The organism is Corynebacterium pseudogenitalium, from assembly GCF_024453815.1.
GTDB lineage: Bacteria > Actinomycetota > Actinomycetes > Mycobacteriales > Mycobacteriaceae > Corynebacterium > Corynebacterium pseudogenitalium.
Map to the genome: position 1 here is coordinate 1733140 of NZ_CP072934.1, position 21530 is coordinate 1754669.

At 65.8% G+C, this 21530-nt stretch carries 19 protein-coding genes; 15 read left to right on the forward strand and 4 right to left on the reverse strand.

Going from position 1 to position 21530, the window contains the following annotated elements; all coding sequences use genetic code 11:
• Nucleotides 1–25: 25 nt before the first annotated feature.
• The gene (locus KBP54_RS08320; RefSeq protein ID WP_070362077.1) at nucleotides 26–766 is read right to left on the reverse strand and encodes a class I SAM-dependent methyltransferase; all 741 of its coding nucleotides are present in this window, start codon (nucleotides 764–766) and stop codon (nucleotides 26–28) included.
• Between the two features lie 107 nt (nucleotides 767–873).
• Between KBP54_RS08320 and KBP54_RS08325 the strand changes: the two genes are divergently transcribed.
• Nucleotides 874–2118, forward strand: coding sequence for an alpha/beta fold hydrolase (locus tag KBP54_RS08325; RefSeq protein WP_070362076.1), 1245 nt, complete (start codon nucleotides 874–876; stop codon nucleotides 2116–2118).
• 1 nt (nucleotide 2119) lies between these two features.
• On the opposite strand, the gene idi is transcribed toward KBP54_RS08325, so the two are convergent.
• Together idi and KBP54_RS08335 are read right to left on the reverse strand one after the other, a co-directional pair.
• Nucleotides 2120–2677: an isopentenyl-diphosphate Delta-isomerase gene (idi, locus tag KBP54_RS08330; protein ID WP_070362075.1), complete on the reverse strand. Its 558-nt coding sequence runs from the start codon at nucleotides 2675–2677 to the stop codon at nucleotides 2120–2122.
• Nucleotides 2677–3147, reverse strand: a complete 471-nt coding sequence (locus tag KBP54_RS08335) for a hypothetical protein (RefSeq protein WP_240492791.1) — start codon at nucleotides 3145–3147, stop codon at nucleotides 2677–2679. Before KBP54_RS08335 ends, idi begins: the two co-directional genes overlap by 1 nt.
• A 149-nt stretch (nucleotides 3148–3296) precedes the next feature.
• Between KBP54_RS08335 and KBP54_RS08340 the strand changes: the two genes are divergently transcribed.
• Genes KBP54_RS08340 through KBP54_RS08390 form a run of 11 tightly spaced genes read left to right on the forward strand, consistent with a single transcriptional unit; the run spans nucleotide 3297 to nucleotide 16990 of the window.
• Nucleotides 3297–5159, forward strand: a complete 1863-nt coding sequence (locus KBP54_RS08340; protein ID WP_070362073.1) for an ABC transporter ATP-binding protein — start codon at nucleotides 3297–3299, stop codon at nucleotides 5157–5159.
• Between the two features lie 52 nt (nucleotides 5160–5211).
• Nucleotides 5212–6333, forward strand: coding sequence for a MalY/PatB family protein (locus tag KBP54_RS08345; RefSeq protein WP_070362072.1), 1122 nt, complete (start codon nucleotides 5212–5214; stop codon nucleotides 6331–6333).
• A 6-nt stretch (nucleotides 6334–6339) separates the two neighbouring features.
• On the forward strand, nucleotides 6340–8049 hold the full coding sequence (gene treS / locus KBP54_RS08350) for a maltose alpha-D-glucosyltransferase (RefSeq protein ID WP_070362071.1): 1710 nt from the start codon (nucleotides 6340–6342) through the stop codon (nucleotides 8047–8049).
• A gap of 10 nt (nucleotides 8050–8059) precedes the next feature.
• Nucleotides 8060–9190, forward strand: coding sequence for a phosphotransferase (locus tag KBP54_RS08355; protein WP_070362070.1), 1131 nt, complete (start codon nucleotides 8060–8062; stop codon nucleotides 9188–9190).
• Nucleotides 9191–9249: 59 nt separating this feature from the next.
• The gene (brnQ, locus tag KBP54_RS08360) at nucleotides 9250–10614 is read left to right on the forward strand and encodes a branched-chain amino acid transport system II carrier protein (RefSeq protein WP_070363451.1); all 1365 of its coding nucleotides are present in this window, start codon (nucleotides 9250–9252) and stop codon (nucleotides 10612–10614) included.
• Nucleotides 10615–10623: 9 nt separating this feature from the next.
• A complete protein-coding gene (locus KBP54_RS08365) occupies nucleotides 10624–11610 on the forward strand; it encodes an LLM class flavin-dependent oxidoreductase (RefSeq protein WP_070362069.1) in 987 nt (328 codons plus the stop codon).
• A gap of 11 nt (nucleotides 11611–11621) precedes the next feature.
• On the forward strand, nucleotides 11622–13067 hold the full coding sequence (locus KBP54_RS08370) for an ABC transporter substrate-binding protein (RefSeq protein ID WP_256005363.1): 1446 nt from the start codon (nucleotides 11622–11624) through the stop codon (nucleotides 13065–13067).
• Nucleotides 13064–13972 (forward strand): ABC transporter permease, encoded by a 909-nt coding sequence (locus tag KBP54_RS08375; protein WP_070478024.1) that lies wholly within the window; start codon nucleotides 13064–13066, stop codon nucleotides 13970–13972. Before KBP54_RS08370 ends, KBP54_RS08375 begins: the two co-directional genes overlap by 4 nt.
• Nucleotides 13969–14754 carry an ABC transporter permease gene (locus KBP54_RS08380; RefSeq protein WP_070478025.1) on the forward strand — a complete coding sequence of 262 codons (786 nt, stop codon included), beginning with the start codon at nucleotides 13969–13971 and terminating at the stop codon, nucleotides 14752–14754. Before KBP54_RS08375 ends, KBP54_RS08380 begins: the two co-directional genes overlap by 4 nt.
• The gene (locus KBP54_RS08385; protein WP_070478026.1) at nucleotides 14738–16063 is read left to right on the forward strand and encodes an ATP-binding cassette domain-containing protein; all 1326 of its coding nucleotides are present in this window, start codon (nucleotides 14738–14740) and stop codon (nucleotides 16061–16063) included. The genes KBP54_RS08380 and KBP54_RS08385 overlap by 17 nt, the downstream gene beginning before the upstream one ends.
• Nucleotides 16064–16081: 18 nt before the next feature.
• Nucleotides 16082–16990 (forward strand): ribokinase, encoded by a 909-nt coding sequence (locus KBP54_RS08390; protein WP_070478027.1) that lies wholly within the window; start codon nucleotides 16082–16084, stop codon nucleotides 16988–16990.
• On the opposite strand, the gene KBP54_RS08395 is transcribed toward KBP54_RS08390, so the two are convergent.
• Nucleotides 16970–18184: an alpha/beta fold hydrolase gene (locus tag KBP54_RS08395; protein WP_070478028.1), complete on the reverse strand. Its 1215-nt coding sequence runs from the start codon at nucleotides 18182–18184 to the stop codon at nucleotides 16970–16972. The genes KBP54_RS08390 and KBP54_RS08395 overlap by 21 nt on opposite strands.
• A 36-nt stretch (nucleotides 18185–18220) precedes the next feature.
• Here KBP54_RS08395 and KBP54_RS08400 point away from each other — a divergent pair, with 36 nt between their 5' ends.
• Genes KBP54_RS08400 through KBP54_RS08410 form a run of 3 tightly spaced genes read left to right on the forward strand, consistent with a single transcriptional unit; the run spans nucleotide 18221 to nucleotide 21527 of the window.
• Nucleotides 18221–18880, forward strand: a complete 660-nt coding sequence (locus tag KBP54_RS08400; protein ID WP_070478029.1) for an aldose epimerase family protein — start codon at nucleotides 18221–18223, stop codon at nucleotides 18878–18880.
• Nucleotides 18864–19637: a CPBP family intramembrane glutamic endopeptidase gene (locus KBP54_RS08405; protein WP_070478030.1), complete on the forward strand. Its 774-nt coding sequence runs from the start codon at nucleotides 18864–18866 to the stop codon at nucleotides 19635–19637. Before KBP54_RS08400 ends, KBP54_RS08405 begins: the two co-directional genes overlap by 17 nt.
• Before the next feature lie 27 nt (nucleotides 19638–19664).
• Entirely contained in the window at nucleotides 19665–21527 is a 1863-nt protein-coding gene (locus KBP54_RS08410) for a BCCT family transporter (protein ID WP_256005367.1), read from the forward strand.
• Nucleotides 21528–21530: the final 3 nt, after the last annotated feature.

Below are 21530 nucleotides of genomic sequence, written 5' to 3' on the forward strand. Positions count from 1 at the left end.
CACCCCATCCTACTTGGGGTGTGAGTTAGGCTGGCTTGCGGCCAATCACCAGGAAGGTCGGGCGCGACTCATGTCCCTGCGGCGCGCCGAACTCCTCGTCGATCTTGGTAATCTCCGGCAGCTCAACAACCTCGACGTCCTCCAGGCCAGCGGCGCGGAAGACCTCTGCGTATGCCTCCGGGGAGTCGGCCGTCGCGAGTGGCAGCTCCTCGAGTACGTCGTCGGTGTAGGTCAGCACGAAGGAGTCCGGACCGTTATCGGAGATGACCTGCGTGTCCTTCGAGATCCCGTTCGGGAACCAGGTCGCGTCCGCGGCGATGATCAGACCGCCAGGCTTCAGCGCCTCGGCCCAGCCACGGATCGCTTCCGTCGGCTCGCGCAGCGTCCACAGCAGGTAGCGGCTCACAACGACGTCGAAGTCGAAGAAGGACGGAGGCAGGTCCGTCACGTCGACTTCGGCGAACAGTGGGGTATTAATGCCTTCTTCCTGGCGAAGCTCCGCTTCGTCGCGGGCCTCGTCGAGCATCGGCTCGCACGCATCCACGCCAACAACCGCGTAGCCGAGCTCCGCAATGATGTGGGCAATGTAGCCGTCACCCGTGCCCATGTCCAACACGCGAACCGCGTCCTGCGGCATGTAGCGCTTGAAGATGTCAGTCCACGCTGCGCGGTCTGCCTTGGCGCGCTCTGCTGTCCTGTGTTCGCGGTGGTATGCCTCAGCCCGGCCTGCCCAGTACTCGGTGATGCGTGCTTGGGTATCTGTCATTTGGGACAACTCATTCCTACAGAAGAAAGACAATAATCACTCACTAGCATAAGTCACCTTCGGCAGCTCGTCGAGGAACTTGGCGGGAGCGTTTACACTGGCCTGTCATGGACGTCACCATCACCTGCCCCGCCGGCGCGATCACCGGCACCGCCACCACAGCCACCCGCGAGTTCTACTCCATCCCCTACTCGCGTATCGACGTCCCCTTCGATCCCCCACGTCCCGCCCCCGAGGGCCATCTCATCGACGCCACCACGCCGCACCCAGACACCATCGGGCTGAGCATCACCACCCCGGCAACAGCGCGGGCCCTGGATGACTACCCGGTGATGGTCTACCTGCACGGCGGCCGCTTCGAGGAGGGCAACCACTGCGAGACCACCTCCCAGCCGGAGGCGTTCGCGAAGCAAGGCGTCGTGCAGGTGCGGGTGGGGTACCGTCGAAAATTCCCTGGACTGCTCCCCTTCACCAATGACACGTCGTTCCGCGCGGTGGAGGACTGCCAGGAGGCGCTGCGGTGGGTGCTGCGCAACATCGAGCACTTCGGCGGCGACCCAACCAACGTCACGCTGGTCGGGCACTCGGCGGGGGCGGCGCTGGCGCTCTGGTTGGCGCGCCGCGACCACTACCAGGGAGCGTTCCGGCGCGTGCTGGCGCTGTCCCCCGCGTTTCCGCGCGTGCCCTTTGCGCAGCGCAAGTGGGCGGCGCGCGGGGCGCTCGGCACGCCGCTGACGCGCCTCGACCTCAACTGGTTGGCCGAGCGCCGCCCGGACGCCATCGAGCGCGCCTACCAGCGCTTCCGCACCCAGTACTTCCACGACATCGCGCTTGGCCCGGCACCCTTCGAGCCTGCGGAGCTCGCCGAGGTACCAATCGTGGTCACCTCCACCCGCGAGGAGTTCCACCAGTCCGGCGAGGGCTTCAACGCCTTTGGCGCCACGTTCATCCGCTGCTTCGGCCGATTCTTCGGCGCCAAAAGCGCGGCAGCCCGGCGCAACTACATCGAGGCCGCACGAACCACGGACCCCGGCAAACTCGCGGGCAGGTTCTTCTCGGACGCGCTGGTCCGCCGCTGGGTCGACGACGCCTGCGAGCACGGCCCCGCCGACATCCGCCAGATCGAGTTCTGCGCGGACACCCCGCTCGGCCACAGCTACGAGCTCGAGGCACTCTTCGGGGAGCCCACGACCTACATCGGCCAGCTCATCTACGGCTACATCTGCAGCGGGCAGGCCGACTGGCCCACCTACCGCCCGGGCCGAAACGTCCTGCGCGCCTCGCTCAACGCCGACACGACGACGGTCGTGGAGGATCCGCTGCGCAGCGTTCGGGAGGCGTTCAACCAGTAGGCTAGCGCCCGGCGCGCTCCAGCACAGCACGCAGCCGCTTATCCGCCAGCTCTTCGACCAGCCACGGCGAAAACGCGAACGGGGTCGCGTCCGCCGCGCGAACAACGTCGGCGGGGTCCGCCCAGTGCAACGAGTCCACCTCGTCCGGGTTCGGGTCCACAGCCTCGTGGCCCGGCGCCAGGCGCGCGGAGTACACCGGGCAGACTTCGTACTCAACGATGCCGGAGGAATCCACCGCACGGTAGCGGAACTCCGGCAGCACCGGCGTCACGTCCAGCACAGCCCCCTCCGGCAAGCGCAGTTCCTCGACCGAGCGGCGCAGGATCGCCGCCGGCACGTCCTCTCCGGGGCCGGGGTGGCCGCAGAAGGAGTTGGTCCACACACCGGGCCACGTCTTCTTCCCCAACGCGCGCCGGGTGAGCAGCAGCTGGCCGTCCTCGTTGAACAGCCAGCAGGAAAACGCCAGGTGCAGCGGGGTGTCCCCGGTGTGAACTGCGGCCTTGTCCGCGGAGCCGATCGGCGCGCCGTCCTCACTGAGCAGGATTACTTCTTCGCGCATTAGTTATTCAGGTTCCCCTTGAACTTCACGTTGCCGATCGTAAACTCCGCATCCCACAGGCCATCCGGGGTCACGTCGAAGGCATACTTCGCGTTCGTGGTTGCCCCCGGACCCAGCGGGCGGTCCACGCCGAGGATGTCTACCCCTGCCTGCTCGGCGCTGATCGGGTTGGCGTCGACAAACTTGTTGTTGCCGGTGTTGTAGCGCAGCTTCGGCTTGAGCACGTCAACGGGCATTGGCACGTCGCTCTTGTTCGTCACTGCCACGACGATAATGCTGCCGGCGCCGGTGCCGTAGCTGCTGCCCTGCCACTTGTAGGACAGCTCCATCTTCGGGTCATCGACGCGCTCGCCGGTGATCTCCGTGGAGGTCACCGGGTCCACCTGCTCTTGGTGGAACTCCGGCTGTGGGGCGCCAGTGGGCGTCGTCACCTCGATGTCAGTGGATGTTGCGGTGTCATCCTCAGACACGCACCCGCCCAGCGTGAGAGTAGTAACGAGCAGCAAGACCGCAGCTGACAGTGTGTGGTGGCGCATCGGTGCCCTTTCATATGGTTCAAGCGAAAACAATTGGTCACTATTGTACGAGTTTCACCCGGCCGCGCTACGCTGGGCCACCTATGCAATCTCTCACCCGTGTTTTACAAAGCGCTTCCGCCCTGTGGCCGTTCTACCTCGCCATCGTTGTGATCTCGACGGTTGTGGCAGGCCTCGGGCTCATTTCGCCATTTATCGTCCGCGAGGCAACCGACACAATTGTCGACGCCATCAATAACTCCGACAACGCGCCCGCCGACCCAGTGCGCACCGTGCTGTGGCTCGCGTTCGCGCTGTTTATTGCGACCTCGCTCAGCGGGCTGGCGAAAAATGTCTCCGGCTACCTCGGCGACGTCATGGCGGCGAGGATCCGGCAGATCCTGTCCACCCGCTACTTCGCCAAACTGCTTTCGCTGCCGCAGCGCTACTTCGACACCCAGGTCACCGGCACCATCATTGCCAGGCTGGATCGTTCGATTGCCTCGGTGACACAGTTCATCCAGTCTTTCTCCAACAACTTCTTGCCGATGATCATCCAGATCATCGCCATCCTCATCATCACCTCCTTTTATTACTGGCCGCTGACCCTGCTGCTGCTGGCGCTCTTCCCCATCTACACGTGGCTGACGGCGCTGACCTCGAAGCGGTGGCAGAAGTGGGAGGCGGAGAAGAACGCGCAGATCGACGAAGCGAACGGGCGCTTCGCGGAGGTCGTCGGCCAGGTCAAGGTGACCAAGTCATACGTGGCGGAGGTCCGCGAGCTGGACAAGTTCGGCAACCACTACAACAACACGGTGAGCATCACCCGCCCGCAGTCGCGCTGGTGGCACTCCATGGACGCCCTGCGCGGGCTGGCGATGTCGCTGATTTTCATGGGCATCTACATGATCCTGTTCGTGCGCACCATTCAGGGCCACTTCAGTATCGGTGACATGGTCATGCTCATTCAGCTAGTCACGATGGCCCGCCAGCCGGTCATGATGCTGAGCTGGATCGTCGACAGCGCCCAGCGAGCCGTCGCAGGTTCCCGCGACTACTTCCATGTCATGGACGAGATGGTAGAGCCAACCGCGAACCGCGAACTCGTTGCGGCGACCCAAACCTCAGGCGTGCCGGAACTCACCGTTCAAGAGCACCGCCCGCTGCCGGTCCAGGAACCCGTCGTGGAGTTCGACTCGGTCACCTTCGAGTACGAGCCTGGCGAGCCCGTCATCCACGACATGAGCTTTCGCGCCCACGCTGGGGAGAAGGTCGCCCTGGTCGGAGAGTCCGGCGGTGGCAAGTCCACCATCGTGAACCTGCTGCTGGGCCTCTACCCCATCCAGGAAGGCACCCTGAAGGTGTGCGGGCAGGATCTGGCGGAGCTGGGCGTCGAAAAGCTGCGCGCGACCACGGGCGTGGTGTTCCAGGAGGCGGCGCTGTTCTCGGGCACGGTGTTTGAGAACATCGCCTACGGCAAGCCAGACGCGACGATGGACGAGGTGGTCGCGGTGGCTAAGCGCGCCAACGCGCACGACTTCATCATGAAGTTCACCGAAGGCTATGACACCGTCATCGGCGAGCGCGGCCTGCGCCTGTCCGGCGGGCAGCGCCAGCGCGTCGCGGTCGCGCGCGCGATGTTGAAGGACGCGCCGATCTTGATTCTCGACGAAGCAACCTCCGCCCTCGACACCAAGGCGGAGCGCGCCGTGCAGGCAGGACTCGACGCGCTGATGGAGGACCGCACCACCATCATGATCGCGCACCGACTATCCACCATCGCGGAGGTCGATACCATTATCACCCTGCGCGACGGCCGCATCGACGAAATTGGCACCCCTGCGGAGCTTGCGGTCTCCGGCGGTATTTATTCAGAGCTACTGCGGCTCACCGCGTCCTCCTCGGCGGCGGATCGTGCCAGGTTACAGGCCTTCGGCTTCCACACCGACGACAGCGACGAGGAGTAGCAACCTCGCGGGCCTGTGGCGTGTGAGGGTGGCCTGACTACAGTCGTGGGACATGAAGTTCCCAGACCTTTCCACCCTCCGCGACCGCCGTACCCGCAAGTGGACCGTGCACGACGAGCACGTGCTGCCGCTGTTTATCGCCGAAAGCGACTTCCCCACCGCCCCGCCTGTCAAAGCTGCGGTGCTCGACGCCGTAGAGCGCGAATGCCTCGGCTACACGCCCGCACCTCGCGCGCAGTGCCTGGCAAAGAACGTCTCCGAGTTTTACGTCCAGCGCTACGGCTGGCGCCCGGACCCTGCACGCATCTTTACTGTCCCCGACGTGGTGCGCGGCGTGTTGCTGGCCATCGAGCACTTCACCGAAGGCGACGTCATCGTGCCCGTGCCGGCGTACTTCCCCTTCCTCGAGATCGCCTCAACCGCGGGGCGCAATCGCGTGGACGTCGGCAGCGAGGGCGGCCTGGACCTGGCAGAGGTCGAGGAGGCGTTTCGCAACGGTGCCGGTTCCATTATCGTGACCAACCCGATGAACCCGTGGGGCTACATCTTCAGCCGCGAAGAGCTCGACGCGATCTGCGACATCGCGCGCCGCTACGGGGGCCGCGTCATCGTTGACGAGATCCACGCCCCGATCGTCTACGAGGGCAGCCACGTGTGCGCCGCCGAGCATAACCCGGACGTGTGCATCACGATTACGGCGACGTCGAAGGCCTGGAACGTGGCAGGCCTGAAGTGCGCGCAGATACTCTTCTCCAACGATGAGGACGTGGCCACCTGGAACGCGCTGTCCGACATCACGAAGGAGGGCACGGGCACGCTGGGCATCGTGGCTGCGGAGGCCTGCTACGGGCAGGGCACCGAGTACCTAGACCAGCAGGTAGAGCAGCTGCGGGCGAACCGCGACTGGCTCGTCGAGGAGCTGCCGAAGCAGATCCCCGGCATCACCTTCCCCGTCCCGGAGGCGACCTACCTGCTGTTGGTGGACTTTTCCGGCACGAAGCTCACCACCGAGACCCCGGCCGAATGGCTCTTGGAACACGCGGGCGTGGCGCTCAACGAGGGCACCAGCTTCGGGCCCGGCGGCGCGCACAAGGCGCGCCTCAACTTCGCCACCTCGCCCGAGATCCTGCAGGAAGCCGTCCAGCGCATGGCTGAGGCAATCAAGCTACTGTGAGGAAGCATGAACGAAAACGACAAACTTCCTACCCCGCAGGCCACCGACTTCTCCACACCCACCCCGGCCGCCGAGCCGTGGGAGCGCCCTGACCCGGAGTGGTACAAGGACGCAGTGTTTTACGAGGTGCTGGTCCGCGCTTTCTTCGACCCGAACGGCACCGGCTCCGGCACCCTCCAGGGCCTGGAGTCCAAGCTGGACTACCTGCAGTGGCTCGGCGTCGACTGCCTCTGGATCCCACCGTTCTACGATTCGCCGTTGAAGGACGGCGGCTACGACATCCGGGATTTCCGCAAGGTGCTGCCGGAGTTCGGCACGGTGGAAGACTTCGTCTCCCTTATCGACGCCGCCCACCGTCGCGGGATCCGCATCATCACAGACTTTCCGATCAACCACACCTCCGACCAGCACCCCTGGTTCCAGGAGTCCCGCCGCGACCCGTCCGGCCCCTACGGGGACTACTACGTGTGGTCGGATGACCCGGAGAAGTACGCTGGCACCCGCATCATCTTCATCGACACCGAGGAGTCCAACTGGACGTTCGACCCGGTGCGCAAGCAGTACTTCTGGCACCGCTTCTTCTCCCACCAGCCTGACCTGAACTACGACAACCCGGCGGTCCAGCAGGAGATTTTGGACGTCATCCGCTTCTGGCTGGATCTGGGGATGGACGGCATCCGCCTCGATGCCATCCCGTACCTCTTCGAGCGCGAGGGCACCTCCTCGGAGAACCTGCCGGAGACGCATGAGTTCATTAAGAAGGTCCGCGCGTTGTTCGACGAGGAGTACCCGGGCCGCTTCCTGCTCGCGGAGGCGAACCAGCTCCCGGAGGAGGTCGTCGCCTACTTCGGTGAGGGCGAGGGTGACGAGTGCCAGATGGCGTTCCACTTCCCGGTCATGCCGCGCATCTTCATGGGGATCCGCCAGGAGCTGGCGCAGCCGATCGTCGATATCCTGCGCGAGACGCCGCCGATTCCCGAATCCGCGCAGTGGGGTATGTTCTTACGCAACCACGACGAGCTCACGCTCGAGATGGTGACGGACCAGGAGCGCGAGTTCATGTACCAGAACTACGCGTTCGAGCCGCGGATGCGCGCCAACGTGGGCATCCGCAGGCGCCTTGCCCCGCTGCTGGGTGGGCACCGCGGGCGCCTGCAGCTGGCGCACGCGCTGCTGCTGTCCCTGCCCGGTTCGCCGTTTTTGTACTACGGCGACGAGATCGGGATGGGCGACAACATCTGGCTGCCTGACCGCGACGGTGTGCGCACCCCGATGCAGTGGTCGAACGACCGCAACGGTGGCTTTTCCAAGGCGGATCCGGAGCGGCTCTACCTGCCGCCGGTGCGCAACGACCAGTACGGCTACGACATTGTCAACGTGGAATCCCAGATGAAGCTGGAGAACTCGCTGCTGCAGTGGGTGCGCCAGATGATCATGATCCGCAAGCAGTACCGCGCGTTCGGCCGAGGCTCCTACATCGAGGTGGATCACGCAAACCCGCAGGTGTTAGCGTTTATCCGCGAGTATGAGGGCGAGCGAATCCTGTGCGTGCACAACATGTCTTCGCGCCCGCAGGCCGTCGAGATGGACCTGTCGCACTACAACGGCGTGGTGCCCCGTGAACTGACCGGCGGTGAGGAGTTCCCGGCCATCGGTGAGCTGCCGTGGCTGAGCACACTCGCGCCTCATGGCTTCTTCTGGTTCGATATCTCCTAACATTGGTCACATGATTGATATTGCTGCGCAGCGCTTCTACGGCGCGAAGTCCGAGCCAGTCGACGCCATCGACGTCGTCGCCGCGGAAGATGTCACCTCCCCAACCACCGGTGAGCGTTTCACCTGGCAGATCCTCGCGGTGCACCACGGCGGCACGGTCGACCACTACCAAGTGTTTGTCGACGCCACCGGCACCCACGACGTCCTGCACACCCCCGAAGGCGCCGAGGCCTACCTGGCCAACGTCGCAACGTTTGGCGCGGTGGAGGGCACCATCGACTCCGTCGGCGCGCGCCCGCTCGGGGCCGAGCAGTCCAACACTTCACTGGTGGTCGGCCAGCACATCGTCAAGGTGTTCCGCCGCCTCGAGGACGGGCTGAACCCGGACGTGGAGCTGCTGAGCCAGATCGCGGACTGCCCAGCGGTCGCCGCGGTGCGCGGCTACGCCACCCGCGACGGCCAGACCCTTGCGATGCAGCAGGACTGCATTGTGGGCGGCACCGACGGCTTCGTGCTCGCCACAGGCGGCACGCTCGACACCAGCGACACCGAGGCGCTCGGCACGGCGATCCGCCAGGTACACACCGCGCTCGCCGAGGCCTTCCCCACCGAGACCGCCAGCCCGTCGGCGCTGTGCACGCGACTGACACGGCACCTCGACTCCTACATCCAACGCGCGCCGGTGCTCGAGCAGTACCGCGAGCGCATCCTGAAGCTCTACTCGCTTCTCGACGCCAGCTCCGCCGCCACCGCCACGACACCCCTGACCACGCAGCGCGTCCACGGCGACCTCCACCTTGGACAGACGCTGAAGACGGATTCCCAGTGGTTCCTCATCGACTTCGAGGGCGAGCCAGCCCGTCCGCTGCAGGAGCGCCGTCTGCCGGATCACCCGCTGCGGGACGTAGCTGGGATGATCCGCTCCTACGGGTACGCCGCGGCTGTGGGCGGGTTTGACGCTGCCTGGGAGCGGGAGCACGTCGAAAAGCTGTTGGAGGGTTACGGCACTGCCCCCGCGAGCGAGGACCCGGTTCTTGCAGCGTACGTGGTGGATAAGGCTGCGTACGAGGTGGTGTACGAGGCGAACAACCGCCCAGATTGGGTGGAGATTCCGTTGAGGGCGATCGAAACACTCGTATAAACGTCTCACAGAATGGAAAAGATTTCCCATTTTTTCGCTGTGTGTTGTACTGTGTGGCAATGGACCACACACAGAACGCTCAAACGGGCACGAAACAGGGGAACTCCACCCAGGCGGTCGTCGTCACCGCGCTGGCACTGTTTTCCATGTTCTTCGGTGCCGGCAACCTGATTTTCCCACCAATCCTGGCCGTCCAGGCAGGCGATAACTTCTGGCCTGCCATCCTCGGCTTCCTCAGCACTGGCGCGCTGCTGCCGGTGCTGGCGGTCATCGCGATTGCGCTGTCCGGCACGAACGTGCGCGACCTCGCGCAGCGTGCAGGCAGCATCTTCGGTGTCGTTTTCCCGGTGCTCGCCTACCTGTCCATCGGCGCGTTCTACGCGCTGCCACGTACCGGCGCGGTGTCGATGGAAACGGCCATCACCCCGCTGTTCGGTGTGTCCGGCCTGTTCGCCTCGGGCGTGTTCAACGTCATCTTCTTCGGCATTGCCCTGGCGCTGAGCTGGAACCCGAACACCATCATGGAAAAGCTCGGTAAGTTCCTCACTCCGGCGCTGGTCATCCTGCTGGTCGTGATGATCGCCGTTTCGCTGTTCCGCTGGGACGTAGAGCCTTCCGCCCCTTCGGAGCACTACCAGTCCGGCCCGTACCCGACCGGCCTGCTGGAGGGCTACCTGACGATGGACTCCATCGCCGCGCTGGCCTTCTCCATTGTTGTGATTTCCACGCTGCGTTCGAAGGGCTTCCCTGAGGGCAAGAAGCTGGTCAACGGCACCATCGCAGCTGGCGTCGGTGCGGGCGCGCTGCTGGCACTCATCTACGTCGGGCTGGGCATGATCGGTCGCGTGATGCCGGACTCCGACCAGTTCGATAACGGCGCAGGCCTGCTGGCTGAAGCCTCCAACCTGACGATGGGCCAGGCGGGCCAGGTCATCTTCTCACTGATCGTGCTGCTGGCCTGCCTGACCACCGCGGTCGGCCTGATCACCGCGACCGCAGAGTACTTCTCCACCGAGTTTGGCGGCGCCTACCGCACGTGGGCGGTCATCTTCACCATCGCCTCGATGGTCATCGCGACCCAGGGCCTGGACTTCGTGATGACGATTGCCGCACCGGTCATCGGCTTCCTGTACCCGCCGGCCATTGCCTTGATCTTCGTCACCCTTGTCGAGCCAGCGTTCAAGCGCCGCCTGACCTTCCGCTGGGCGTTCTTCCTGCCGATCTGGGTTGCTGTGGTCTGGTCCGCAATCGAGACCTTCATTTCCCTGGACTGGGGCGCCGACGCCTTGCGTCCGCTGGTGGCGTGGGCTCCGCTCGACTCCGCGGGCCTCGGCTGGGTCCTGCCGGTGGCCGTCGCGTTCGTAATTGGCCTGGTCGTGGACCTGGCCCGCCCGAAGCAACACGCGGAGGACGTCAACGCGTAGTGTGGGGCCATGTCTACCCCACTCTCACTGATTGATTTTTGCACCAGATACTCCGGCGAGTCCGTCGCCGACGCAATGCAGCGTTCCGTTGCATTCGCGCAGAAGGCGGAATCGCTGGAGTATTCGCGTATTTGGTACTCCGAGCACCACAACATGCACAGCATTGTCTCCTCGGTGCCCGCGGTGCTCATTGCCCACATCGGGGCGAAAACCGAGCGCATTCGGCTCGGCGCGGGTGGCGTGATGCTGCCGAACCACTCGCCGTACGTGGTTGCGGAGCAGTTCGGGATGCTCGAGGAGCTCTACCCGAACCGTATTGATCTCGGGCTTGGCCGCGCCCCGGGCACCGACCAGCAAACGCTCGGCCGGGCGCTGCGGCGCGACCCGCGGGCGGCCGAGCACTTCCCGGAAGACGTGCTCGAGCTACAGGCGTGGTTGAGCGACAACTCCCCGCTGGCCGGGGTGACCGCCGTGCCGGGCGCAGGCACCAACGTGCCGCTGTATATCCTCGGCTCCTCCATGTTCGGGGCGTCGCTCGCAGCGAAGCTCGGCCTTCCGTACTCGTTTGCCTCCCACTTCGCACCCAACATGCTGGAGCAGGCCACGGTGTATTACAAGGAGAACTACGAGCCGTCCGAGCGCTACCCGGAGCCCTACTGCATCGCGGCCGTAAACGTCACCGCCGCGGACACCGCCGAGGACGCCGAGCGCCAGACCCACCTGGTGCACCGCAACCGGGTGCGCGCCATGATCGGCCGCCGCGGCACCATGCTCAACGACGAGCAGCTCGACGAGGTTGTGCGCTCCCCACAGGGCCAACAGATTATTGGCATGCTGCGCTACACCGCGGCCGGTACCGGTGATCAGGTCCGCGACTACCTCACCGACTTCGCCGCCACCGCGCACGCGGACGAGTTGATGATTTCGCTGCAGGCCCCAACGCATGAAGAGGCGCTGCGTTCGATGGAAATTCTCGCAGGAGTCTGGGACCGCTAGACTCTACACTCATGCATTTCAGCACCCTGTCGCGCGGGCTGGTGGCGTCCGCGCTCGGCGCCACGCTCGGACTGAGCCTCGCTGCATGTGGTCCCGCGACGCCCAGGAAGGATGTGGTCGTCGCAACGCAAGGGCCCCCTGCGGGCCTCGACTTCACCTCCATCGGTGGTGCCGCGGCACCACAGGCGCTGATGGGCAACATCTATGAGACGCTCGTGCGTATCGACGCCAACGGCGAACCGCAGCCGTGGCTGGCGACTGCGTGGCGAATAAGCGAGGACGGCACCGTCTACACCTTCGACCTGCGCGAAGGCGTGACCTTTTCCGACGGCTCCCCCTTCGACGCCGACGACGCCGTCTTCTCCATCAACTATGTAAAGGACTCCTGGGTCAACGGCATCAAGGAGAACATGGACTCGGTCGCATCCGCCCGCGCGGTAGACCCGCGCACGCTCGAGGTAACGCTGAAGGCACCGAGCGAGCAGTGGCTGTGGTCCATGGGCACGATGACGGGTGCGATGATGACGCCCGATTCCGTGGGAAGGCTCGCTCAAAACCCGTTGGGCACCGGGCCGTACACGCTGCGCTCGTTTGAGCCCGGCCACTCGATTGCCTTCGACCCGCGGCCCGATTACTGGGGCACAAAGCCGCAAAGCGGGGCCATGATCCGCTACTTCGGCGACGCCATCGCTGCGGTCAACGCGCTGCGCGTGGGCGATGTGGACGTCGTGTGGGCGATGCAGGCGCCGCAGCTACTCGACGCTTTGCCTGAAGACATCACCACCGCCGTCGGTACCACCAACGGCGAGGTGGTCTTCAGCATGAACAACAAGGCCGCACCCTTCGACGACGTCACCGTGCGGCAGGCCGCCGCCTACGCCATCGACCGTGACGCGCTCAACGCGGTGGTCTACAACGGGCTCGCCACCGACACTGGCGGCGCGCCCGTCCCACCGACCGACCCGTGGTTTACCGGCACCAACTACTACCCCTTCGACCCGGACAAGGCACGCGAATTGCTCGCCGGACGCACCCCTGAGGTCACCATCGAGGTGCCCAGCCTGCCGTACGCGCAGACCGCCAGCGAGCTCATCTACTCCCAGCTTCGCAGCGTCGGCTTCCGCGTCACGCTGCACACCGTCGAGTTCCCGGCGGTGTGGCTGAACAAGGTGCACAAGCAGCACGACTATCAGGCGTCGATTATCTCGCACGTGGAGCCGCGCGACATGGTGCACATGTTCGGCAACCCGGACTACTACTTCGGCTACGACTCCGCGCACGCCCGCGAGCTCATGGCGCAAGGCGACCTGCGGGCCGCGGTGGACACCATCATGGCGGATGCCGGGGCGCTCACCCTGGTCAACGCGCCGAACATCGTGCTCTACGCGCCGGGCGTGCACGGGCTTGACCCGAACGTGGTCACCGATTCCCTGCCACTGAACGAGGTGCGCCGATGAAACGCATTGCGTCAACACTGCTGCGGCTGCTCGCGCTGCTCGCCGCGGCCAGCGTGGTGATCTTCCTGCTGCTGCGGGCCATCCCGGGCGACCCGGCGCGCATCGCGCTTGGGCTCAACGCCTCGGATGAAGCGGTGGCGGAGCTGTCGCACACGTTGGGGACGGACCGCCCGCTGGTGGCCCAGTACGTGGGCTGGATCGCGGCGATGCTGCGCGGTGACTTCGGGGTGTCGCTGGCCAGCGGCGCGGACCTGGGTCCGGTGATCTGGCAGCGCGCGGGGGTCTCGCTGGTGTTGGCGGTGGCTGCGATGGTGTTGTCGCTGGCCATCGCGCTTCCTGTCGGGATCTGGCTGGCGCGGCGAAACAGTGCGGTGCTGTCCGGGCTGACGCAGCTGGGCATGGCGGTGCCGAGCTTCGTTGTCGGCATTGTGGCCGTGGCGGTGTTCTCGGTGCGTTTGGGCTGGTTGCCTGCCAACGGGTGGGGCACGGCTGCGCACGCGGTGTTGCCGGTGCTGTCGCTGACCGCCGTGCAGACGGCGATCCTGGCGAGGTATATCCGCACCGCGGTTTCCGAGGAGCTCGAGCGCGACTACGTGCGCACCGCGCGCTCTACCGGTGCGAGCATGACGCAGGTGGTGCGCGAGCACGTGCTTCGCAACGCCGCGCTGCCGGTGCTCACGGTGGTGGGGATCCAGCTGTCCGCGCTGGTGGTCAGCGCCGTGGTTGTGGAGCAAGTCTTCGCCATCCCCGGCCTTGGCTCTTTCCTGCTGGACTCGGTGCGCAACCGCGATATCACAGCGGTGCAGTCCACGATGATGCTGCTGGTGGCGTTTACGCTACTGGTCAACGCGCTCGTGGACATCGCCTACGGGGTCGTTGACCCGCGTGTCAGGAGGGCGAAGTGAACCCGAAACGAATAGCTGGGTGGATAACGCTGGGGGCCATCGTGTTCGTGGCGGTGCTCTCCCTAGTGTGGACGCCCTACGACCCGCTGCAGGCCATGCCGGCGCAGCGCCTCGCCGCACCAAGCGCTACGCACTTGCTCGGCACCGACGAGCTGGGCCGCGATCTACTCTCGCGCATCATGATGGGCGCGCGCTACACCGTTGCTGCGAGCGCAGGTGCCGCCGCGCTCTCCCTGCTCGTGGGCGTGCCACTCGGGGTGCTCGCGGGCATGCGACGCTCCTGGACGGAGCGCGCCGTCATGGGCGGCAGCGACGTGCTCATGGCGTTTCCGGCGCTGCTGCTGGCCATCGCGTTGACCGCTGCATTCGGCGCCAGCATGTGGATCGTGGTGCTCGCCCTTGGCATCGCGGGTATCCCCGGGTTCGTTCGGGTCTCGCGGGTAGCCACGCTTCGCGTGATGTCCCAGGACTACATCCTGGCCGCGCGCCTGAACAAGGTGCCTGGGATTATGGTGGCGTGGCGCCACGTGCTGCCGAACATCCTGCCGGTGGTCATCACCCAGATCGCGGTGGCGTTTTCCATGGCGGTGCTGGCCGAGTCGGGCCTGTCCTTCCTCGGTTTCGGTGTGCAGGCGCCCTTTGCGTCCTGGGGCCGGATGCTGCAGGCCAGCCAGCCTTACCTGGCCACAGCCCCGCACCTTGCGCTGTGGCCGGCGCTGGCCATCGCGCTGACGATTCTCGCGTGCAACGTAGCAGGAGGCCACCGTGATCAACGTTTCTAACCTCCGCATCGAGGGCCTGCTGCACGGCATCAGTTTCACGCTCGAGCGCGGCCAGCGCCTCGGCATCATCGGCGAGTCCGGGTCCGGCAAGTCACTCACGGCGCTGTCCATCATGGGGCTCACGGACCTCCCCGCGGAAGGCTCCATCACCGTCGACGGCGTCGAAATGATCGGCACCTCCGAGCGGACCCGCCGCCGCGTGCGCGGCTCTCGCGTCGCAATGGTCTTCCAAGAACCCATGACGGCACTCGACCCGCTCAAGAAGATCGGCAAGGTCGTGCCGCGGCACCTGCTGCAGGAAGTCGGCGTCGACCGCCCCGAGGCTTACCCGCACGAGCTCTCCGGCGGGCAGCGCCAGCGCGTGCTCATCGCGCTTGCCCTCGCCGGCGACCCCGATTTCTTGCTTTGCGACGAGCCCACCACCGCCCTTGACGTCACCGTCCAACGCCAGATCCTGGACCTCATCGACGCCGTGGTCCGCCGCCGCGGCATGGGGCTGCTGTTCATCTCCCACGACATGCCGGTGGTCAGGCACATGACGCAGGAAGTTCTGGTGTTTCGCGCTGGGTCGATCGAGCCGACGGACAGCGCCTACTCGCGCAAACTGCTCAACCCGACGCTGCCCACGCTCGCGACTGCGCCACGCGAGGTAGGCGCGCCCGTGGTCACGCTTCGCGACGTCTCCGTCACCCGCGGCACCACCAAAGCACTACGCAACGTGAACCTGGAGGTCCGCCGGGGCGAGCGCATCGGCATCGTGGGCGGTTCTGGCTCCGGCAAGACCACCCTCCTGCACGTCATCGCGGGCTTGCGCGGCGTCGACTCCGGGGAGGTCCGCATCAACGGCGGCTGCCAGATGGTGTTCCAGGACCCCTACTCTTCCCTGGACCCGCGGATGCGGGTCGGGGCGTCGGTGGAGGAGGCGGGCGTCGATACGCGGCGGGCCCGCGAGGTGCTTGCCGCGGTGGGCCTCGAGGGCACCGAGCGACGCTTGCCCCGCGAGTTCTCCGGCGGGCAGCGCCAGCGCATCTCTATCGCGCGCGCGACCGCCGCCACCCCCGATATCCTGCTTGCGGACGAGCCCGTCTCCGCCCTCGACGCCACCCTGCGTAACCAGGTGCTCACCCTGCTCGACGAGCTCGCCTCCACCCTCGTGTTCGTCTCCCACGACCTCGGCGTGGTGCGCGCGCTGTGCCCTCGCACGATCGTGATGCACGAGGGCGAAATCGTGGAGGAGGGCCGCACGCAGGACGTCCTGCGTAATCCGCAGCACGAATACACGCGGCGCCTCATCGACAGCATGTTTTAGGCGCTACTGTGGGTGGGTATGAAGATCGTAGTAGTTGGTTCCATTAACGCAGACCTCACCGTCAACGTTGCCCGCCACCCTAACCCGGGCGAAACCCTACTGGGCGAAGGCGGCGGGCTCACCGCCGGAGGCAAGGGCGCCAACCAGGCGTGCGCAGCCGCGAAGCTGGGCGCGCATGTGGCGCTAGTCGGCGCGGTTGGTAAGGACTCGAACGCGGCACCGGCGCTCGCGCTCCTGGAGGTCGCGGGTGTGGACCTCACCCACGTCGAGCAGAAAGAGGAGGTCACCGGCCTTGCTGTGATCACCGTGGCCGCCGATGGCGAGAACACCGTCCTGGTCGTGCCCGGCGCGAACGCCGAGGTGGACGCGAACCACGTTGAGCGCCACGTCGCCGCCATCGAGGACGCCTCACTCGTGTTGCTGCAGGGCGAGATCCCCGCGGACGGCTTCGCCAAGGCGGTCGAGCTGGCGCAGGCCCACGGTGCGCGCGTCGTGGTCAACCTTGCCCCCGTCGTGGAGGTGGACCGCGCAGCACTGCTCGCCGCCGACCCGCTGCTCGCCAACGAGCACGAGGCCGGCCTCATCCTCGAGCAGCTCGGCGTCTCCCCGCAGGAGCCCCCGGAGCAGCTGGCCCAGCAGCTTCTCGACGCCGGCTTCGCCTCCGTCGTGCTCACCCTCGGTGCGGCCGGGGCGCTCATCGCCGACGCGGATGGGTTGCGCCCGGTGGCCACGCCTCGGGTGGAGGCCGTCGACACGGTTGGCGCTGGTGACGCGTTCGCGGGCGCGCTGTGCCACCGCCTGGTTGAGGGCGACACCCTGGACGAGGCCGCGAAGGTCGCGGCGAAGGTCGGCGCGATCGCTGTAACGAAGCCCGGCGCGCAGCCCTCCTACCCGAGCGCCGTCGAGCTAGACGCCTACGATTTCTAACAGCGCACCCAGCACGGTCTCGCCGTGTCTGCGCAACCCGTCGTGCTGCATCTGGTCGTTTTCCCACACGTTGATGCCGAGTGCCTCGGCGGTCTCGAGGGAGAACTGGCGCGGCACGTACATATCCTGCGTATAGACGGCCGCCGCGGTCCGAATCCCGTGGTCGGCTGCGTTGAACCCTGCAGCCCCGGCGTAAAGGTTGGGCCAATCGTCCTTGGCCGCCAGCTCGTGCGCTGCCTGTTTGAAGGGGCGCAGCGCCGGGTCCTCGTCGAATTGGAACGGGAAGACGTGCTCGCCGGTGAGCAACCCTTCGCCGGCGCCGAAGCCGGGAGTGCGCTCGGCGACGCGCTGCGCCGACCACGCGGTCGCACCCGGTACGGTACCGCCGTAGATGGATTCGTGGATCACCCCGTAGAGCGGGCCAGACTCGTAGCTGACCAGCGCGCCGATCTGCGCAAGCACGTCCGTGCGCATCGCACCATTCGGGTGGAAGGGGGCCTCGAGCAGCGCCGCGATCGTGCCTGCGCCGCCCTCCTGCCCCAACAGCGTGCCGATGGTCCGGAAACGCCGCGCGCTCAGCCGCTCCCCGGTTGGCAGGAACTCCTCGCGCTGCTCGAGGTGCTCGCACACCTCCGCGATGCGCTCCTGCGCCCACGGCACTGCCTCGAAGAGCTCCTCGTGGCGGGCCCGCACGGTGGCGAACGTCGCCTCGTACACCTCGTCCACGCCCCTGCTGATCGAGGGCAACCCACCCGTAAACAGCGCCGCACGCAGCGAGTCCGGGTAGCGCAGCATGTAGTGCACCAGGCAGAACCCGCCGAAGGACTGGCCCAGCACGTCCCACTGCGCCAGCCCCAGCGTGCGGCGCAGCGCTTCCGCGTCGTCCACGATGACGTCGGCGCGAAGACGGGTGAAGTCGATGGTGGCGTCGCCAAGCATGGCGCGATCGATGCGGGAGGAGCGGCCCGTGCCGCGCTGATCCAGCAGCACCACCTGGTAGCCGCGCTTGGTGGCGTACTCGATCCACTCGAAGCGCTCGCGTGGGCTCGGGAAACCTGGGCCGCCCTGGAGGAAGAGCAGCGCCGGCGCGTCCTTCGCGGTCGTGGCGCTGCGCACGATGCGCGCGAACAGCTGCACCCCCTCGCGCTCGAAGGGGACATCAACGCAGTGGAGAGAGGAAGCAAACAGAGACATGGCCCTCATGCTATACCCCCACTAGCATTGGGAGCCGTGACGCAACCACTGTTTTTTCATTCCCAGCACAATCCGGCCCACGGAGGCATCCCAGTTGTTGCCCCGTGGTTCGCACAGACCCTCGGCGAGCAGATGCACGGCTGGGCAACCAGCCTCGAGTGGCAACACGACGGCGACACGATGCGCGTGAGCCACGACAACTTCCACCTCGTCTTCCGCAGCCAGCTTGACGACGCCCGCTCGCGCTTCGAACTGACCATCACCAACGGGGCGACCACCCCGCGGCCCGTCCAGATCGCGCTGCACCCCTACTGGGCCTGCGACGCGGCAACCGCGGAGCTCTCGGGTGTCCAAGGCTCCCGCTTCCTCGACAAAACCGACGGCGAGTTGAAGACGGTGGAGGGCCCGCTGCGCTTCGGCAACGAAACCGACGCCGTGATTGCCGGAGCGACCAGCGCCGTCCTCCGCGACGCCACGCGCGAGCTCACGTTTACCTGCACCGGCACCGACCACCTCGTGGTGTGGAACCCCGGCCCCGACGTCTGCCGCGACGCCGAGGACCTCGGCGACGACGACTGGGCGCACTTCGTGTGCGTGGAGCCAGCGCTGCTCGGCGAAGACCGCCGCGGCGTGACCCTGATCCCGGGTGCTTCCGCGAGCATCGCGCTGGAGGTCGCCGTTGCAGCCCTACCCTGAGTACCACCTCCTCGCCGCTGAACGGCCGTGGTGGCGCGCGCTCATAGAGGCGCTGCTGCTCGTAGCGTTCTTCCTCACGCTGACGCTGGCTGCCTTCTTCTTCCTGGACGCCACCGGCGACATGGAATCTCAGCTGGCCATCGTGCTCAGCCTTGCGCTGACGCTGCCGGCGGCGTTCCTCGCAGCACGGGTGGCCGGACGCGATCCGGCGCTGCTCGTCAGCGTGGCGGGCCGCGTGCGCTGGCCAATCGTGCTTCGCAGCAGCCTGGTCATGCTGGTACTGTTCGGCCTGACCACGCCGTGGGAAGACATCGACCTCACGCCAATCCTGCTGATGTACGTGCTCATCACGCCGTTTCAGGCGGCGTCGGAAGAGTTCATGTTCCGCGGCGCTATCCCCCAGATCGTCGGCACGTGGGTGCGCTCGCCGTGGGTGGCGTACGCGGTACCGGTCATCCCCTTCGTGGCGTTGCACGAGTACAACTGGATCGGACTTACCGACATCCTCGTGTTCACCATCTGCGTCTCCGCCCTTGTCTGGTACACCGGCGGACTCGAGGCCGCAGTGGTGATGCACGCGTTTAATAATATCTCTGTTTTCTTCATCGAACCCGACGCCAGCCCCACCGAGCTTGGGTGGGTTGACCTGGCGTTTTCTTCCGCATTCACCATCGGTACAACGCTGCTCCTCCTGGCTATCAACCGCCGAAAACGTCCGGACCCAACTAGCCATATCGTCCCGGATGCGGTTAACTAAGAGACTCACAATCTCAAGGAGCACCTCATGTCCAGCACCAATGCTGCACCCGCCTACCCCGACGACATGCACCCCGGACTCGTCCCCGGGATCAGCGTAGAAGAACAACGCAACCGATTCGGGGTGGACAAACTCGTCTTCGGTGTCACAGCGGTGCTCATCGTCGCGTTCATCATTTGGGGCATCGCCGCCCCAGACACCGTCGGCGAAGTCGCCGGCAACGCACTGAACTGGGGCATGTACAACTTCGGCTGGCTGTTTAACATCATCATGTCCGGCTGCGTCGTCCTGATGCTCGTCATCGCGTTCTCACGCTTCGGCACCATCAAGCTCGGCAAGGACGACGAGGAACCGGAGTACTCCTTCTTCTCCTGGATCGCCATGATGTTCGCGGCAGGTATTGGCGTCGGCATCTTCTTCTTCGGCCCCTCCGAACCCCTCAACCACTACATCACCCCACCACCGCTGACTGTCGACGCCGAAACCCCCGAAGCCCTGCACCAAGCCATGGCGCAGTCCCACTTCCACTGGGGCGTTTCGCCGTGGTCGGCCTACGCGCTCGTCGGCGGTGCACTCGCCTACTCGACGTATCGACGCGGCCGCGTCTCCCTCCTGTCCTCCATCTTCACCCCACTGACCAAGGGTGGGGCGACATGGACCAGCAAGATCGTCGACATCCTCGCGATCGTCGCCACCCTCTTCGGCACAGCGGCATCCCTCGGCGTTGCGTCCCTGCAGATCACCGAGGGCGTGTCCATCGTCGGCGGCATCGAAGTGTCCACCGGCGTGCTCATCGCCATCATCATGCTGCTGTCAACCGGCTTCATGATCTCCGCCGTCTCCGGCGTGTCCAAGGGCGTGCGCATCCTCTCCAACATCAACATCACCCTGACACTGGGCGCGATCTTCTTCGTGTTCGTCACCGGCCCGACCCTGTTCCTCACGAACCTGATCCCGTCCGGCACGATCGCGTACGTCGACAAGTACATGGACATGGCGTCCCGTTCGCTGACCTGGGGCACGGAAACCCTCGACTTCCAGTCGGCCTGGACCGCCTTCTACTGGGCATGGTGGATCGCGTGGACCCCGTTCGTCGGCATGTTCATCGCCCGCATCTCCCGCGGCCGCACGCTGCGACAGTTCGTCATCGTCACCATCGTCGTACCGACGACCGTGCTCATCCTCGCGTTCACCATCTTCGGCGGCACCACCATCTCCTTCAACCGGGACAACATCCCAGGTTTCGACGGCACCAGCTCCACCGAAAGCATCCTCTACGCCATGTTTGAGCAGCTACCGCTGTACAGCATCACCTCGGTGCTCCTGATCGTCATCCTCTCGATCTTCTTCATCACCTCTGCCGACTCCGCCTCCGTCGTCATGGGCACCATGTCCTCCAAGGGCGACCCGGCACCGAAGAAGCTCATCGTGTTGTTCTGGGGCGCCTGCATGATGGGCATCGCCGTCGTCATGCTGCTCACCGGCGGCGAAGACGCGCTGTCCGGCCTGCAGTCCCTGACCATTCTCTCCGCGCTGCCCTTCTCCGTCATCCTGATCTTCATCGGCATCGCCTTCCTGCGGGATCTCTCCACCGACCCACTCGCAATCCGCAACACCTACGCGCGCTCCGCAATGCGCGCCGCCGTCATCAAGGGCCTCGAAGAATACGGCGACGACTTCGAACTCACCGTCAACCAAGCCGACGAAGGCAAGGGCGCCGGCGCCGACTTCGACTCCACCGCCGCCCACGTCACCGACTGGTACCAGCGCACCAACGAGGACGGCGAAAACGTCGGCTACGACTACGAAACCGGCACCTGGGCCGACGGATACGAAGCCGAAGACTCCGATTCTGAGTCTGAGTCTGAGTCTGGGTCCAAGAAGGACTAGCTC